The 17492-nt window shown below is 44.4% G+C and carries 18 protein-coding genes and 1 pseudogene; 10 read left to right on the top strand and 9 right to left on the bottom strand.

Features of this window, described 5'->3' with window-relative positions:
* Positions 1–139: 139 nt before the first annotated feature.
* A pseudogene (locus KKZ03_RS13905) lies at positions 140–526 on the top strand (transposase); the annotation flags it as partial.
* A gap of 226 nt (positions 527–752) precedes the next feature.
* On the opposite strand, the gene KKZ03_RS13900 reads toward KKZ03_RS13905, so the two are convergent.
* From KKZ03_RS13900 to KKZ03_RS22075, 8 genes are all read right to left on the bottom strand, one after another.
* Complete coding sequence (locus KKZ03_RS13900) at positions 753–1133, bottom strand: hypothetical protein (protein WP_243217420.1); 381 nt, start codon at positions 1131–1133, stop codon at positions 753–755.
* A gap of 207 nt (positions 1134–1340) precedes the next feature.
* A complete protein-coding gene (locus tag KKZ03_RS13895; RefSeq protein WP_243217419.1) occupies positions 1341–3452 on the bottom strand; it encodes a hypothetical protein in 2112 nt (703 codons plus the stop codon).
* A 5-nt stretch (positions 3453–3457) separates the two neighbouring features.
* Positions 3458–4321 (bottom strand): hypothetical protein, encoded by an 864-nt coding sequence (locus KKZ03_RS13890; RefSeq protein WP_243217418.1) that lies wholly within the window; start codon positions 4319–4321, stop codon positions 3458–3460.
* 4 nt (positions 4322–4325) lie between these two features.
* Positions 4326–5357 (bottom strand): hypothetical protein, encoded by a 1032-nt coding sequence (locus KKZ03_RS13885; RefSeq protein WP_243217417.1) that lies wholly within the window; start codon positions 5355–5357, stop codon positions 4326–4328.
* 3 nt (positions 5358–5360) lie between these two features.
* A complete protein-coding gene (locus KKZ03_RS13880; protein ID WP_243217416.1) occupies positions 5361–6464 on the bottom strand; it encodes a GTPase-associated system all-helical protein GASH in 1104 nt (367 codons plus the stop codon).
* Complete coding sequence (locus KKZ03_RS13875) at positions 6454–7845, bottom strand: metallophosphoesterase (RefSeq protein ID WP_243217415.1); 1392 nt, start codon at positions 7843–7845, stop codon at positions 6454–6456. Before KKZ03_RS13875 ends, KKZ03_RS13880 begins: the two co-directional genes overlap by 11 nt.
* 53 nt (positions 7846–7898) lie before the next feature.
* A complete protein-coding gene (locus KKZ03_RS13870) occupies positions 7899–8051 on the bottom strand; it encodes a hypothetical protein (protein ID WP_243217414.1) in 153 nt (50 codons plus the stop codon).
* A 65-nt stretch (positions 8052–8116) separates the two neighbouring features.
* Positions 8117–8326: a DUF4007 family protein gene (locus tag KKZ03_RS22075; protein ID WP_371744733.1), complete on the bottom strand. Its 210-nt coding sequence runs from the start codon at positions 8324–8326 to the stop codon at positions 8117–8119.
* 722 nt (positions 8327–9048) lie between these two features.
* Between KKZ03_RS22075 and KKZ03_RS13865 the strand changes: the two genes are divergently transcribed.
* Positions 9049–9843 (top strand): nuclease-related domain-containing protein, encoded by a 795-nt coding sequence (locus KKZ03_RS13865; protein ID WP_243217413.1) that lies wholly within the window; start codon positions 9049–9051, stop codon positions 9841–9843.
* Positions 9844–10219: 376 nt separating this feature from the next.
* Here KKZ03_RS13865 and KKZ03_RS13860 read toward each other — a convergent pair whose 3' ends face one another.
* Positions 10220–10879 carry a hypothetical protein gene (locus KKZ03_RS13860; RefSeq protein ID WP_243217412.1) on the bottom strand — a complete coding sequence of 220 codons (660 nt, stop codon included), beginning with the start codon at positions 10877–10879 and terminating at the stop codon, positions 10220–10222.
* A gap of 255 nt (positions 10880–11134) precedes the next feature.
* Here KKZ03_RS13860 and KKZ03_RS13855 point away from each other — a divergent pair, with 255 nt between their 5' ends.
* From KKZ03_RS13855 to KKZ03_RS13820, 8 genes are all read left to right on the top strand, one after another.
* Positions 11135–11305 (top strand): hypothetical protein, encoded by a 171-nt coding sequence (locus tag KKZ03_RS13855; RefSeq protein ID WP_243217411.1) that lies wholly within the window; start codon positions 11135–11137, stop codon positions 11303–11305.
* On the top strand, positions 11302–12345 hold the full coding sequence (gene bet / locus KKZ03_RS13850; RefSeq protein ID WP_243217410.1) for a phage recombination protein Bet: 1044 nt from the start codon (positions 11302–11304) through the stop codon (positions 12343–12345). Before KKZ03_RS13855 ends, bet begins: the two co-directional genes overlap by 4 nt.
* Positions 12346–12464: 119 nt before the next feature.
* Positions 12465–12797, top strand: a complete 333-nt coding sequence (locus tag KKZ03_RS13845; protein ID WP_243217409.1) for a hypothetical protein — start codon at positions 12465–12467, stop codon at positions 12795–12797.
* A complete protein-coding gene (locus tag KKZ03_RS13840) occupies positions 12797–13798 on the top strand; it encodes a YqaJ viral recombinase family protein (RefSeq protein WP_243217408.1) in 1002 nt (333 codons plus the stop codon). Before KKZ03_RS13845 ends, KKZ03_RS13840 begins: the two co-directional genes overlap by 1 nt.
* Positions 13799–14088: 290 nt before the next feature.
* Entirely contained in the window at positions 14089–14304 is a 216-nt protein-coding gene (locus tag KKZ03_RS13835; RefSeq protein WP_243217407.1) for a hypothetical protein, read from the top strand.
* A gap of 143 nt (positions 14305–14447) precedes the next feature.
* Positions 14448–15389: an AAA family ATPase gene (locus KKZ03_RS13830; protein WP_243217406.1), complete on the top strand. Its 942-nt coding sequence runs from the start codon at positions 14448–14450 to the stop codon at positions 15387–15389.
* Positions 15390–15391: 2 nt separating this feature from the next.
* Complete coding sequence (locus KKZ03_RS13825; RefSeq protein ID WP_243217405.1) at positions 15392–16129, top strand: hypothetical protein; 738 nt, start codon at positions 15392–15394, stop codon at positions 16127–16129.
* Between the two features lie 87 nt (positions 16130–16216).
* The gene (locus KKZ03_RS13820; protein WP_243217404.1) at positions 16217–17413 is read left to right on the top strand and encodes a DUF3150 domain-containing protein; all 1197 of its coding nucleotides are present in this window, start codon (positions 16217–16219) and stop codon (positions 17411–17413) included.
* Positions 17414–17492: the final 79 nt, after the last annotated feature.

Below are 17492 nucleotides of genomic sequence, written 5' to 3'. Positions count from 1 at the left end.
GTAACTAATTAACTGCCATATAAAAACTGATGCACACCTTTTGTACCAGTTTATGATGAAAATAAATCCCAAAAGTCCTGCGTAATTCGGTTATATTGACACCCCTATAGCCTTAAAATCGATAGCCTGTTTTTTTATTGCTGGTGAGCGGGCAATCTTCCGCTATAATTCACTGGACAAAGGTAAAACCATGCGGCGTTATTGGTCTTCTTCCTGTGTTAAATGTACCATGAAACCGCAATGTACCACCGGTGTCAATCGGCGCATTAGTCGCTGGGAACATGAAGCCGTAGTAGATGCTTTAGAAAAACGCATTAACCAAGCACCGGAAATGATGAAAGTCAGGCGAGAAACTGTAGAGCATCCTTTTGGAACGCTTAAGCTCTGGATGGGTTACACGCACTTCCAAATGCGAACATTAGATAAGGTTAGTGCAGAAATGAGCTTACATGTGCTTGCCTATAATTTGAAGCGAGTCATGAATATCATGGGCACTGCGGCTCTCATAGAGGCTTTGAAGGCATAAAAGCCTTCTTTAGTCGCAGAAAGGAATTCTTCAACAGGATTTTTGTCTTTATCAGCGCTGAATTGCACTTTTAGTTTTTACAGGATAAAAACCACACACAAAATAGTCGACAAATAGTACCCCCAGAACTTGGCAGATAGTCTTATGAAGGCCATATCTTGCATAAATTGGAGTTTTCACACAGTCTGGCTCATTATCGACCTCTCTTTTCATGACAGGCTATAGCTTAAACTATTGTCCGGATTTCGGGATCCACTATATTATGGACATTATGAAAGGCATCCAGCACATTGTTAAAACCCAACTGAACGGTTAAATCAATCAAAGCATCCTGATTGATTTGCTTGGCATTAAAATCCCGACAGCCATCCAGAAACTTACTACTTGCCGAAGTAATTTGTTTATCACAAATAACCAAATGTTCGGCAATATGTCTGGAAAACGGCACCGCCAATTGTTCCAGGCTAATAACAGAATCACCGCTATCTTTTAAATCATAGAGTGCTTTGGCTAAGGCAAATTTATACGACGCAACATTACGGCCAAACAGAATGATTGAACGCCAGTAGTTTTCCAGATTTGGTTCTATTTCATAAAATTTAGACATTAAGTGATAAAACCCTGTTGCGGATTTTCAAGTTGGAGCTTAGGAAACAACGAAAATAGCATGGCGATCGGGCGGAAATAATGGGATTGCGCCCGTTATCTCCACCCGATCAAATTACCTGCCATACGAACATATTTTTTGTAAATCTGGCAAATTTTCCAAGCTCTTTTTACAAGTACATATTAACATTCCGAGATAAGCCATTGCTCAAAAAAATCTACGAGTCTCAGCAATTGCCGCTTCCATAACTGAAACCTCCCTTTCAGTTAAAAGAATATCTTTTTTTATGTTTGCCTTGAGCAGCAATTTCAGCCAACTTCTGCCTTTTGGCGTCTCTGCCATTGATCTAACTAAGGCTGTGAGCGTCAGAATATCTTTCGCACATCGCAAAAACTGTTCGTCAACATCTACGGCGCTGACAAAATGTCTTGCAAGAGCACCACGAATACGCCCGCATAAATCCCAATCATTTCCGTAACTTATTGCGGAGAAGTCACGAAGAACTCTTGAGCGAATGTCCTCCAACTCTGGTTTATGTCCTTCTGTCAGTAAGTTATGAAGTGATTGAAAAGAGTAAGTATATAAGTCTTTTGCGCTTTTTAAATCTGCATTTTTTGCCGTTAAAAACAAAACATACGATAGAAAAGGTGAAGCAGCTATCCCATCATTTTGCAGCATGACAAGCAATGCTTGCCATGCTATTGGCCTAGGCTCGGGATATTGATGTAAGAAGATATCTTTGGCTAATGACTCAACAACTTGTACTGACATTGGACGTGCCGAGGACATAGCTGCTATGAGTTCAAATCGATAATTTCTCAGTGCAGCGAAAATAGCTAGTTGTGTATCACTATCAAATCGACCCAATTCAAGAACCAGGATTGATGTGAAAAATGATGGTTGCTTAATAACTAATTCACAAAGCGCCTCGAACATCCTTGCATTTAGAAAATCTAAAAGAAGCTTTTTTATCTGCCCCCTAATGTTAAGTAAACTCCATTCTATCTCTGTGGGTTTAGAGTTAAGGGATGTCCAAAAACTCCTATGGGTTAGCAATTCAGGTTTCCATGATGCCAACTTGAATTTCGCTCCCGCGTTCGCGCAAATCCCTGCGACAACTTCCGTTGGCAATATTTCCGCTATTCTTTGTATAACAAGCGCCCCGAAGGTATCGCTATTATAGCTCTCACATATATCCACAACATTGTTGAGCAAGAACTGATTGTTGTTGACTACCAAATTCAAAAAGCTATCTATTGCAGTAACATCGAACTCAGTAAGCGGCCCCAGCAAAGGCAGAATCTCCGATACTATAAGTGGGATAGCATGTTCTAGCAATTTGTTATTTGAGTTAACGAAGAACTCTCCTGTTAGAAGGTCTTTCTTTAATAGTTTGCAATCATTTGGACTGGAAAACGACGACACGATTTCAGCTGCTGCACTTCTAAGCCCGATTCTGATGTCTTCCAAAAAAAGGTTTGAAGCAACACGTACCAACTTTAAGACCGATTTTCGGGGATATTCAGCATCTACTATATAACGGGCAAGAAATGATCTTAGTGATGATCTATTTGCATGCAATGCATCAAACGCTAAAAAATTTATAGAATCATCGACTTGGACAGGTGATTTTTGAATTGCTTGTACTCTTTCTATATCGGAGTCTCTGCAAAACAAAAGATAAATTTCCGCCTCTGGCATATTTGACTGAAGGTTTGCGGCTGTACAGACTACAAAATCTCGACGCAACCGGGGCGGCATTTGGTTCCAGATTGCAATTACAATAGCTTCATCAATTCGTTCATCGCAATGTGCAGCCAGTAAAGTCCTGTTCTCATCACGACCATAGAGTGTAGTTATAGCTTCCCTAAAATCCTCAATATTCGTACTTTCAAGCCTTTGTGGCATAACATATAGCGAATCTACTTGAATAATATCTGTAATATCTGTCGGTTGATGATAGGACTCGAAATGGCTATCTTGTGGCCGTCTCAAAAGATCAAATAATTTTGTAATATCATCGATTTTTGCGATAGTTGCATAATCTACTAATAGCGAATGCGTCCATACACATCCTGGCCGACGCATTTCATTCGCAGGCCAAGTCCTGGCGATAACGTATTTGCTTGCTTTCTTCAAGGGATAAGCACTAATGTATGAAGATGAGCTATTTAGCGCCCTAGGGTGCATATCACTCATACGTGCCATTATTGTTGTGGATGATTCATCGATTTTTGATGAACTTGCGAGCAATTTATGGCCATCACGATAGCCGTGCAATACATTTTCAATAATATTTCTTTTTTTAACAGCAACCATATTGTTCAACCTGATTGGCCATCCAACAGCCACTTAATGGGAGCAGTAAGGTCATGCACTGCAGCTTCGTGACCAACAATTAGGACACGTTCTGAAGGCTTCAGTATATTTTGTAATATTTCTTTGTCACCAGGAAGAACACCACCTTGTGCACTAACTCCATAGATACGTATATTCCATTGTTTTGGATTAAATTGAAGATACTGCGATAACATGCTTCGATTTTCGTAGAACCATTCGTCTGGTGTTTTTTCTTGCTCAACCACCGTATCCCACGCAGACACCATGACGACTAAACGCCTCTGGTGAGAAAAATTTAGTCTGGCTATTGTTTGAAGCAATTGAACGAGTTTTGGTTGTTCAGGCATTTCAAACGGATCAAACGGTTTACCGTTGTTATCTTCGATTTCGGATTCTGCCTTCGTGTTGATAGTTGACGTTTCAGTGCTAAGTATATCTGAGAATGCTGTTATAGGAACGTCATCGTGTCGTGTAATCGCATTGGTAAACAATAATATACCATCACAGTTATTTAGCGCTTGATGTAACTTCTCAGGGTAAACACCTGTAACAACAGCATCGCGGAGTGACTCACCTGACAAATCAGGCAAGTGGATTGTTGAGCTAATATTGTTTTCGCCGATTACATGAAACGAGAGCCAATTTTCATCCCCGTTACTAGTACGGTCCAAAACTTGAAACGTGAGCCAATGTTCTTGCAATGAAATCATGTGACTTTCGCTTTCTGCCAAAGATTTTATAGTTAACTTTGACTTGATGTCGTCGCTAAGGAGCACTTCACCGAAAGCAGCAATAAACGTAGACTTCCCTGAACTAGGCATGCCAACAATAAGTTGCGTATGTTCCATAAAGCTACTCCCGAACCGTATTAATCAGAAGATCATAGGGAGTTCCGGTCGTCAGTGTCGGTATGACTAAATGGTACTCGGCTTCCTGCTTTGTTGGAAACCAATCATTAATCAAATTCACAAGCCCATCCCCTAAGTTAAATTGACTACATAACGGTCTTGCTGCAAGTTTATACTCTGTTATTCGAACTGTCCCATATAGCCTCTTTTTTATCTCTTCGATGATGAGGTTAAATCGCTGAAGCGCTTTTTCTCTATGCTCGGACTGATTCACTAAATCGTACTTAGTCAACACAACCTGCACTAATCCAGACGCAGAAAGGAGGCCGTATTGATTTAGAGCTAAAACAAGTCGTTTAATATCGCTAATATGTTTTGAGGCGACATCTGAATTTACTAGTTTTTCTCCATCGATCAGCAAAACATGACAATTTGCACGGATAATTTCAGGAAATGTCTCGCATAGAGCTGGTTTATTAAGACATTGTTCAAAATCTTCCCCTGATCGGTCAGATAGCAACAATTCAATGGACTCATTGTCTCCCCCTGTTTTTTGCAATCGCAAATGCAAAAACGAAACGGGAGTACCTAAAGTTGTGCGTGCTGTATCAGGAATTCGTCGACCAGATGTCAACAGTGCCATGTGAGCTCGCTCTTGAAATCCTCGAATTGTGTAAGAGCCAGCAAAACCGAACGGCTCAAGATTGCGTCGCTTTGATAACTCATACAACATGACAGCCGTTGTAGTTTTTCCTGCACCTGGATACCCTATAAAAGCCACCACAGTTGCTCCATGTTTACGAAGATGTATATCTGCCTCAGTTGTATTTAAGGCTTCCCCGTTATGATGTCGAATTCCATCAGCCTCAAAAGATTTCACTAAAGAAGAATCTATATTTACAAACTCTTCATCTACAGGCTCAAAAACATAACGATTGGGACAATCCGATAATGGAAGTCCATCAATACAGTCACCAGATTCTTCCGGCGTACATCCATCTCGCTTACAGCGAAAATCGGTATTCACTGTTGACATGTCTCAATCACGTCCTTTTAAAACGAGAAGCTCGCGAAACAGCTGCGTAGCAATTTCGATTGGTGTCATTTCGGCTGCGAGGTTAATAGTTACTTTTCGTGCAAACTGAGCTTCCCAGTCTGGTTCGTCATTACTTTCTGTCGCCAGCCCAATAGCTAATGCTATTGGAAACAGGTGAACATAAGGGTCTTTCGTATCTATATTTAGCCAAGACTTTCTCCATTCTCTCGGTGTAGCAGTAATGACATTTTTTAATGCCATTTTTTTCAATTGAGCAGGTTTTCGATCTTGTGTAAGAACCATGCTGAATAATGCAGGCGCAGCAACGGGCCCTGCTAAAGTGGATAGAGTGATGTTTTTTAACTCGACAGCAGAGCGCACAATAGCTTCTTCTAGTTTCTGCTTTGCATATGGCGTGTTCGTGCTTCGACTCCAGCCAGCTATAGCCCACCATTGCGTCTGCGTCTGCTCTTCTAGGTACTGAATATAGTTGATGGCATTGTTCAACTGAGTTGCCTGCGATATTAGCCCCTGTTCGGTGTAATCTAAAGCAGCCTCGATCGTTTGTTTCACGGATTGTAGAGCTATAGGCCAATTGTTTTGTTGTGCTGCCGTTTCAACAGGTTGGTAAAGCGCATTAATATCAATTTTTTTTTGATGTGCAGCTTGCTTTAAGACGTTATGAGCTGTTTGAAATTCTTGCAATTTCTTACGAGCATGGTCTATAAGTGTCGGATCGCCTTTGCATATCCGCAAACCACCAAAGTTGGCAGTCTCTAATAAAAGACAAGGCCATATTCCAGAGTCATCATTATAACTATCAATTTCGTTCCGAAGAGATGCGGTAGCTAATAGTTCAATCTCTCGATCAACTCCATCTGAAGCAAATCCAGGATCATCTTGTTGAAATGCCGAAAGAAACCAACTAATGTCATCTTCTGGTATTTCGACGCCATAGACTATAGCAACTAATGATAGAGTTTCTTTCTTACCTATATTGTCAGTAAGAGATTCTAAAACTTTCGCACGCCGTTCAATTAATTGAGCCTCGACTTGCAAACCCAATTTTTTATACAGAGCGCCGAGATATTGTTGTTCAATGGCCATTTACATTCATCCGTTTTATAAGTTCTTCTAACTGCGTAAGCTGCCCACGTTCTTTAGCACGTTGTAATGCAGTATTTAATTTTAACAATTCAGTTAACTCATTATCCATATCGTCTTTAAGATTGAGTTGTTCAATAATTTCTTTCTGCTGCTGACGATCAAGATACATAAATGGAAAAAGGAGCTTATCCAGAGAAGGTTCTTTAGCAAAAATTATCGGATCAGCAACCCTCGGTTGATCGTTTGGAGAAATAGGGGAATGAGTTGGTGTACTTTCTTCCGGTATTGAAGACTTAGCAGTCCACGGACTGAGTTTAAAATCAACCTCGTGGCTACCATCATCATTGGAATTTCCAGCATACACTTTGAACTGCGCAGGACTTTTATCTTGCCATTCAAGAGCATGAACCTTCACTTTCATTATTCGATTATGGCCATCATTATGAACAGAAATCTGTAGAAAATTATAGCCTGGCGACCAATTACTCTGGTCACGATGCGGATTAACTGCACCCGCATATAGCTTAATAGTTTCTTGAAGGCGTTCAATACGAGCGCTATGTTCATGTCCATACAACTGAATACGAGCACGATCATTTAACTCATTTAGCATATCGTTACCGTCCAACAACCATATAGGAGGATGATGTGAAAAAGCCAAATACTCGACACCGTCTTCTTGATTAATACTCCATGCCTGCCGGCCTAAAAATAAAGACTCTTTATTGTCTTTCTGCCCTGACAGAATTGCCGAATTCAATCCGCGAATACGAAGTATCGAACCATCATTTAATTCTAAATCCCGAGACCAAGCGTAATTTTCACGATTCGCAAAAAAACAGCTATTATAGTTTTTGGCAAAATCATTATAGTTGCCTAACGGTTCGTAAAATAACTTTTTATAATTAGGCTCTTGTAATCGGTTTATCAGTTCAGCATTACGTTGTTCGTTATTTGATGCTGACCGAATAATTTTATGCGCGTCTTCAAGCATTCTACTTTTTTTAAGAACATCATGGTCGATGTCATGGTTACCTGGACAGATGAAAACGTTCGTGATTGGACAATCTGTTTTTGCACACAATTGCTGAATCCAGTCATTAGCGAGTTTATATTCCTCAACTTTTCCCCCGTAGGCAATATCTCCTGAAATAATAATTGCGTGTAAACCACCGTACTTATTTGTTTGTTTAACAAGGTCACGAACCAATTCGTTGCGCATATACTCATTAGGATTATGACCAATTTGATCAGAGTCGCAGGAAAAATGTATGTCCGATAGATGAGCAATATTAAGAGCCATAATTTGGAATATAAGCATTAAGTACGTCACTGGAATCCGCATCTCTTTCAAGATTGATAGAGCGCGTGTAGTGTGCATCTAGCTGTATGATATTGTTCATGCCGTTGGTTGATAATGGTTACGTAGAAAATCTAACGATAAAGCTGGATACTGGCAAAAGAGCGATACAGATGTACGCTTTCAGCGGCTACGATTAACTTTAAGGAAGTTAATCGTGCATCCAAACCGTCTTCCATTTCTACTTTGGCATGTATCCGGGGTAATGTGTAAATCCTCAAGATCATGGCCACTTCTTGTTTGACCGTTTTTTCGGAATGCTTACCCGATAGGTTAATTCTGACAAACTCTGCTAAGGCTTATTTATTAGTAAATTCTGATGTATGAAAGCAATTAAAAAACCAATACCAGGCCGTAGCCGTCTCAAAAAATAGGTTTCCAATAACCAATGAACTAACCAAATAGTGACTTCGTCTTCAAGATACTGATCCCAGCCGTCTTCGGAAAAAACGGCGTTACCAATAGCTGTTACAACAAACCCCTCTACTGAATCGTCAAGCATTGAGATGGCACGCAACCAATATTAATATTGTTAACCCTGTTTTTTTCCAGAGCCCAACTTAATGGTGGTTTGATCAGACTATCCATTTTTAATTTTAAAAATTATTTTATGTAAAAAGTGCTAATTTTATAATTTTTTAGCATAAAAAATAACTTATGGCGTAGTTTAGCACTAATACGACGCAAATCTTCTAATATAATTATATTTATTGTTTTAAGTATCGATTAACTAGTGATTAGGAACTAAAGCGTATGGTTTTATTATTTTAGGCAAACAGGTAATCCATCAATAACCGATCAAATCCTGTACTGTGGGCATTGATTGCTTTTATAAAAACTTGCACCCAGCGATAGACCTTGGGCTTTCATACAAAGCATTTACATAAATATCGGCCTGACGGTGAACCCATTTTGGGGTTAGTTTTCCGGCCTTGATAACAGCCTTTTTACTGCTGTATTTTTGTAATTTTTACAGGTTACCAAGTTCCAGCTTGGCTTACAGCTAGGCTTTTATGGCCTGCTTATGGCGGATTTGTGAATTAAAATTCTGGCAGAAATTTACAGTTCATGATCTGATCGATAAATTTAAATACTGATATAGTCCTATGGTTTTTGACGTTAATAGGATCTGTCAGCTTAAGACCGTTTTTATTTTTTTGCCCAAGAGCCGGAAAAAGTCTGATCAACTTACCAAGAGTAATCTCACGTTAATCAAGGAAACCAATGAATATTCAGCAAATACTTATTAATGCTTTTACCCCGTTTATAAAAACCTATTGGTGGATAATTCCACTGCTTTTTCTGCTTTCCATATTTAAAACTCCTTTCATGAAAGGGATGTTAGGGGAACTATTTGTTAATATTGTCGCTAAAGTACGTCTGGATAAACGAATCTACACATTGTTTAAAAATATTACGCTACCAACAGAAGATGGCACGACCCAAATTGATCATGTCATCGTATCAAGACATGGTGTTTTTGTTATCGAAACCAAAAATATGAAAGGTTGGATATTTGGTGATCCTCAACAAAAAACTTGGACTCAAAAAATTTATCGGCACACCACGAAATTCCAGAATCCCTTGCATCAAAATTATAAGCATACCCAAACCTTGCAAGCAGCTTTGGAGCTTGATTCCGGCAAGGTTTTTTCAGTGGTTATTTTTGTAGGCGATAGTACATTTAAAACTACTATGCCGGAAAATGTTGTTTACGCGGGTGGTTATATCCGGTTTATCAAGAGTAAAAAGCAACTACTCTTAAGTGACCATGAAGTGGCGGTTATTTGTAATAAAATTAAAGCCAATCGTTTAAAACCCTCACTTAGAACACATATTAATCACGTCAAACATGTTAAAACGATTGTCGTGGCAAAACAGAAACAAGATGAGAGTTTTTGCTTGAAATGCGGTAAGCCTATGGTATTAAGAACGGCAAGAAGCGGCGTTAATCAAGGAAAACAGTTTTTGGGCTGTACGGGTTATCCAGCGTGTAGGGCTATTAAGGAAGTATTGTAACGATAACAAATAGTTTAAAAATCTTATCTGCGTTGGGTATTTGATGAATACCTGTTGAAAATTTAAACTCTTTAGTTTTGATCTTCATGGAAAGCCGGAAGCATTACCGCTAGTTCACAAGCTCAAACTTAGGGTCTCTGTAGGCCCCCTGAGTCAGAATAGTTGTAGAGATGTTATCCAACAGTATGTTGAGGCTGGTTTCGATCCTGACTTGGATAATAACCCTGCGAATAGCCTTCCGAACGGCAATAAGGTCAAGTTTGTGTAGCGTTTTGGTCAAGCGCCCCCCTAAGTCATTAAATTTAACAGCATTCTCGCGGCCTTTCATCACCACAAATAGCTGATAAATTATGATTGGATTCCTCGGATGGGCTGGTCAATTTTCATCGGCTTTTTCCTCAAACCCACTACCTTCATTATCATTTTCTTTTATAAACTCGGGTTCTGCCATCAATCCCGACTCTTCCCTGGCCAACCGGATTTCTTCCCCCCGACCCTGCGCATAAGCGGCCTGATGGGCACGCTGTTCTATCAAGATAATTCGCCGCGCTAATCGGTGTAACCGTTGTTGCCATTGATACCTGGCAACTGAGCATTGTTTGCTGGTGAGTATCTGGCACAACCACAGGGTATCCATGGCAATCATCAATTGATCCAATAACCGGATCAGCTCCACAAACTGGGCAATCTGCGGCGAAGTGATTCTGGCTTTAAAATCGGCGGGATGAGTATAGCCCGGCGCCTCGGCAATGCCGTTATCAGTACACAATTTGTCAAGGCGGGCTTTTTCCTGCTGCAACTGCTCGGCACAGTCACTGATCATTTTACTGACCACGTCTTCGACATCGTCAATTGCCTGCTCTTGTCCAACTATCCGCAAGATGACATCAATCGCATACAGCGATCGAATCAAGCGGCCATAACTGCGGCGAATCACCCGAATCGCTTGTTCGCTTTGAATTTTAATACTGCGTTCAAATACCGGACGACTAATCGCCGGACGAACGATCTTTTCCTGGGCGGTATTGTCTGCCATACCTTTTCCTCTGAGGAGGGTCGAATAATATTCGATGGTAGGTTTCTTTTGTCTGTCCAAACCTGCAAAAAATAGCCGTTTTAACAATCTTTTGCAAACACTAAGCCAATGGTATCCGTTTCAATAGCCGGCAATTACGCTGATTCGTTTTTTCCTTGGGCGTATTACCTTTTAACTAAAACCTAACAATTCATGCTGTCTTTCGGGATGGTTTGATCCGACTTTTCGTCGGCGTTCCGCCTTTAGGCGGCGTGGATGAGATTCATCGACGTGTCGGGTGCGTTAAGCCCGATGATTTTAAATGCAAACCCAACATTGATAATCCTGCCGTTACAGTCACCGCTGTACCGGTTTTTAACCCTCTGGGGACGCGTTCCCAAGTTGGGGCAGTGCGTCCTCTGTTTTTTACAAGGAGAAACGCAATGAGCAATTCATCCATAAATAATCCTCAAAAAACCCGCAACCTGCCGATGCCGGTTGACGCCAATCAGGTTTACGGTCTGTCTGAACAATCCTGGAAAGTACTCACCGAAGTGACTTTCCCCACGGCCAAAACTCCGGAAGCCATCATGATGGCACTGGATTACTGCAAAGCCCGCAAGCTTGATATTTTTAAAAAACCGGTGCATGTGGTGCCAATGTGGAGTGCCGCTTTGGGGCGTAGTGTCGAAACCGTCTGGCCTTCGATTATGGAAATCCAGACCACGGCATCCCGAACCGGTCTGTGGGCAGGGATGGATAGACCGGTCTGGGGCCCTGATGTGACTCAGTCCTTTACCGGGCGCTTTAAAGACGACAATGACACCTGGCAAGAAAATACCATTACGGTGACGTTTCCCGAGTGGGTGGCGGTGACGGTTTACCGTCTGGTTGGTGGTCGTCGCTGTCCCTTCACTGAAGAAGTGTACTGGCTGGAGGCCTACAGCACGGCTGGCGGGAAAAACTCGCAGTTACCGACGGCCATGTGGATAAAACGCCCTAAAGGCCAGTTAGGTAAATGCGGCAAAGCGGCCTCGCTACGAGCTGCTTTTCCCGAAGAATGCGGCTATGCCGCCGAGGAAATGGACGGTAAAAGCCTGAACGATATAAATGATGGCACGGTGCTTAACGGCACGGCCAGTCGCATTAATGAAGTCGATAGAGGGGAATTACACCGCGTGGTAGATCTGTCCATGATCAGCCCCCGTATTCAAAAAGCGGTCACGGAACTGGTCAGGCGCACCACCCTGGCCGGTGCCTGGAAAGCCGCTTACGACTATGCCAACTGCAAGTTCTCGGGCCTTGATTTGACTTACGCCAACGCCGAACTGGACAAAGCGGCACAAGCAGAACAAGTCACCAAGATGGAGTCATATTCCTTTGACGGTGAGACTGCGCCGACCGATGATGCTGCCATACCGTCAGTATCTACGCCAGCATCGGAAGCCTTAACCAAAGCACGCGAGACCTTGGCTTCGCTACGCTAATTGACGTAAAAACCGTTTCTGTTCATACCGGCTACCAAGCTCGTCTTTATCAAACCCTTCCGGGCATCATCCATCGCCCTAGGGACGATGGATGATGCTCTTTATTAAAAGGAGATGTTATGAATGCCATTGATCAATCATCCAACCGAATACCCTGGCATACCGACTGGCACCGCTACGATTCACCCACAGTGCTTCGCCGCCACGGTCGCGATTTTCTGGAGTGCTCCTGGAAATCGGGATTGACAATAAAAAACTCAGCCACGTTATCCGATACCCAATTGCACAAGCTGGCTGAAAGCTATGGCGGCCAATGCCTGACTACGGCCGGTCAGCTACTGCTGATTTTTGATGACTATCACTGGGCCAGACGTTGCGACCTTCAACTGCTTAAGCTCGGTCTGTCGACCCAGCGTTGGGGTTGCCATATTCAACTGCACGGAGCTGACTGATGAACGTCATTAATGTATCGCAACGTTCACCCGAATGGCGCTTGTGGCGCTCACAAGGCCTTAGCGCCAGTGAGGCGGCGATTATCATGGGGCGCTCTCCGTATAAGACGCCCTGGCGATTGTGGGCAGAAAAGACCGGACTGGTGCTGGAACAACCGCTGGACAACAATCCCTTGATCCGGTTCGGTATCGAAACCGAATCCAAAGCCCTGCAATGCTTTGAGGAAAAACACGATGTCCTGTTGCTGCCGTTGTGCGGCGAGTCCGAGCGCTATCCGCTGATGCGAGCGTCGTTTGATGGTTTATCCGAAAACAATGAGCCGGTAGAAGTCAAATGTCCTCATGAAACGACTTTTCTGGATGTGCTGTTAAACCGCAAGCAAGCTGCGGCCTATCAACTGTATTGGTGCCAAGTACAACAACAACTGCTGGTAGCCGATGCAACGCGCGGTTTCTTGTTCTTTTATCACCAAGGGCAAGATGTAGAGTTTGAGATTGCGCGTAATGAAGCCTTTCTTACGCAGCTCATCGCAACCGCCATGGACTTTTTGTCAGCGGTAAAAACCGGGAGGGAGCCGCCGAAAGATACTGAACGTGATCTTTATTTACCCAACGGCACTACAAAACAACAGTGGCAACAGCTGGCGGCTAACTATCGTCAGAACGCAATGAAGATTGACGATATCAAAACTCGGCTCAAAGCTCTGGAATTACAGCAAGCCGGCATCGAACAAACCTTGGTGGGCTTGATGGGCGAATTCATGTCGGCCGAGCACTCCGGCTTGCGGGTCAATCGCTTTCAGGTGCAAGGCAGTATTGATTACAAAGCGGTGCTGAACGCTCAGTTGCCTGAATTGCAAGAAGCTGTGCTGGAGGCTTATCGCAAAAAACCGGCTAACCGAGTCCGTATCACCTGTCGCGAGGATGACGGAAAACGGGCTGAAGTGCCTTTCGATGCCGAGGTGTTGAAAGACCTGATCCGGGTCGACTACTGGTTTTAAGGGTTGTTTTTATCCAGAACAGAACGCCCTGCATGGCTACTGAGGCCTGCAGGGTGTCCTGGTTTTTCCTCTGTCCTTGTCAGCCAAGGCTAAAGGAAAAATCAGCACATTTCAGGCATTCCTTTCGAGGAGGCCCGAATCCGGTCTCAACCGGCGTTCCGCTGTTCAGCGGCAGGAAAAGGTAAGCCCTTTCCTGTATCAGGTGCGTCAAGCCTGATTTTTCAGTCCCGTCGGGGTTTCTTGCCCGGTCGGGTCAGGGTGCCCCCTGTTTTCATTGTAGGAGGTCACTCATGAACAAAGACTTTTGGAAAACCCTGTATTGCTGGCTGGAAACGGCCAGTCTGGAAGAAATCACTGTCAAGCAACAATTAGTGCAGCACATGCTCGGCGAGTCCAACGATCTGGGTCTAAAAACCGATATTCGCCGGATCTTGCGCTTAATGGACGAGGAGTTTGTCGCCCGCGCGGAAGTGGCGAACGTCAGTCGGTTATCCATGGCTCGATAAGCGGGATTTCTTAACCTAAATTCAACTGACACATCCCTGGTTATTTTCAGGAAACCAATCAACCCGAAGGGGCGACACTATGCCCTTCCGGGGTTTGGTGTGCCTTATCTTTCGGGTTTCAACCCAATTTTAAGGAGTTCACCATGATTCAACATTACTCTATTGCCGACACTTTCGGCATTTTGGCGCCGGCGGCCATGACGGTGGAAGGTTTTAGTCCTGCACAAAATCCGTATGTGCCGGTTAACAAGCCATATGTGTTTCGTAAAGATCACTTACGTGATGTGCTGGCTTTTCTGGGCTTTCCTAATGGCGATGGTTTGTATCTGACCGGCCCTACCGGCTCAGGTAAAACCTCGTTACTGGAACAGGTTGCTGCAAGACTGCAATGGGGCGTCCATGCCGTCACCGGGCACGGTCGTTTGGAGCTCAACGATTTACTGGGTCAGTATATGCTGGTCGAGAGCGGTGCCATGCGATGGGTTGATGGCCCGTTGACCCTGGCGGTGCGTCTAGGCCATGTGTTATTACTTAATGAAATTGATGCGGTCGATCCGGCTGAATTGATTGGCTTGAACGAAGTCGTTGAAGGTAAGCCGTTGACAATTCCGCAAACCGGAGATGTGATCATGCCGCACCCCAAGTTTAGACTGGCGGCCACCGGCAACAGTCGGGGTTCTGGCGATCAGTCGGGCTTGTATCAGGGCGTGTTGAGACAAAACTTGGCATTCCTGGATCGTTTTCGTTTACTGGAAGTGGGTTACCCCGACCCGGAAGACGAAATGAAACTGCTGGCTACTGTGGTGCCTAGCATGCCGGAAACGGTACGCGCAAGTATGATCAAGGTCGCCAATCAGATCCGCAAGGTGTTTATTGGTGGGCAAGATGGCGGCGGCATGTTGTCGGTAACGCTTTCGACCCGAGGCTTGGTACGCTGGGCGTCCCTGGTAGCCACCTTTAAAAGTGCTCCCAATGCCTTGGCCTATTCCCTGGACAGAGCGTTAACTTTCAGGGCAGAACCGGCCGAACGCGAAGCGATTCATCGCATCGCACGGGACGTGTTCGGTGATGACTGGCAGGTATAGTCATGGCAGCCTGGCGTTTATACCGTCACCGTAACAGTGACGGCGGCTCCAAAGACTGGGCGGTCAAAACCAACCCTGATGGCAGTATTACCAGCCGTTGGGGAAAAACCGCAGCCCGCTTGCCAGGGGTTAGTACCCGCAACGGTATCAGGCAGTTCGACATTGAACGGCAGAAACAGGCCAAAGGTTATGTATTCGTGGCCGAAGTCGACATTGACAGCGAAGGCCAAGTGTTTTTATCTGGGCAAGCCATGCATGAACATCCAGAATCGCCACTACCCGCGATTGGTACGTTGTATTGGCATATCGAATATCGAGCCAATCCTGCCACCGGCATGGCTTTGGCCAGCGAAATCAGACGACTGTTCGACGTTGTGCAAGCTTTGACAGAGTATGAAGCTATCCACGAGCAAACCTGGTCGGGATGGCAACAACTACTTGATCTCAGTGTAAACGCCGAGCCGTTTGTACAAAGCGGGCAGATCAGACAAGCGCACGGTGTTCTACCCTGGTTATTTTTACTGGCATTAAAACGCCAAGCCATTAACGGCGTTGAGATCGGCATGGCCACCGAAAGCAGTCGCGAGGTGTCAGTCGATCTGAAGGCTGAGCCGGACATTCTGGCGTTTTTCGGCACTGATCTGGATAGCATTAGAGCAATAGCTGAACTGTTAGGCTTGCTTAAACCCCGATTGAATCTGGCTTTAGCTTTATGCGACACTGACGATTGCTGGTTTTAAACAACGTTTTATGCATTTTATTTAACCCGAAAGGGGCAATCCAGCCCATTCGGGACGTGGTGTGCCTCTTTCACTCAGGAGGTTCACATGACTCATGAAGCAAACATCATTTTAGAGCGCGTTGTATTGGTAAAAGTCGAAGCCAACATCTACGGTGCCCGTAAAAAACTGAAAAAAGAAGATCTGGTGCTGGCCGATGGCAGCAAACTGCCACCCGAGGATTTGGCCAGTCTGGGTTCCAAGCGCTTACTTGATCCAGACCAGTTAACGGTATTCAACCGTCTGAAAAAGGAAGCCGAACGCATTTGTTTGCGAGTCGGCACCCGATTTTTGGGCGGTTTTGCCATCCCTAACGAGTCGGCCGCAGATATTACCGCAGAGCTTGAGCGTATTGCCCGAGACTTTGCTGTGGCAAAAACCAATTTTTTGGCCGGCTATGATGCAGCGGTGACCGATTGGGTGGTGCGCCATCCTGAATTTGCCGGCATCATCGAGCAAGCCGTGGATTCGGTTGAGTTTGTGTCGACGCGGTTATCGTTTGACTATTTACTGGTCACCGTCGGCATGCCAGAAGCACTACCACTGGAAGATGTTACGCGATTGGAGACCAAAATAGGTTCTATGAGCGAGCAGATGTTCTACGAAATAGCGGTGGAAGCCAATCAATTTATCGAGCAATCACTATTGGGTAAGGATCAAGTCACGCGTAGCGCGCTACGACCGATACGCCGCATGCGTGAGAAACTTGATGGCTTGAGCTTTCTCGATTATCGGGTTGCACCGGTGGTCAATACCATTGACGACTTGTTGGTAAAAATCCCTGTCAAAGGCGCAATTACCGGCGGTATTTTGCAAGAGATACTAGCGACTGCCCTGCTGTTGGCCGATCCGGTTAAAACCCGGCGTCACGGTGAGGGCTTGTTGGTAGCTCAGAATTTACCGAAGGCAGACAGTGCCGAGGATGAAATTGCTGAATTGACTGTCGATGAACCAGTATCTGTGTTGGCAATACCGACACCGGTGCCGGAAACGTTTGTACCGGTTGATAAAATTCCAAACGTCATTGATGCTGATGCAGAGCAGATTCCGACTGGTTTTTCCAATCTGTTTGACGGCATTTTTGATGGCGATATTGAGAGTGAGGATGAAGCAGGCAACGAGGCGATCGATACGCTGATCGCTCAACGTCAAAGCACTGCAGCGATTTTGACCCGACCCAATGATGAAGCCGGGCTTGAAGTGGTAACGTCAGAGGAAAGCACGGCTCAGGACTACTGGTTCTGACCCTGCGTATTTTTTAACCCCTTGGGGCAAACCATTGTCCCGGCGGGAGCATGGTTTGCCCTCACCAACAGGAGCAATT

The organism is Methylobacter sp. S3L5C, from assembly GCF_022788635.1.
Classification (GTDB): domain Bacteria; phylum Pseudomonadota; class Gammaproteobacteria; order Methylococcales; family Methylomonadaceae; genus Methylobacter_C.
The sequence above is the reverse complement of the archived record's forward strand: the minus strand, read 5'-3'. Positions and strand labels throughout refer to the sequence as shown.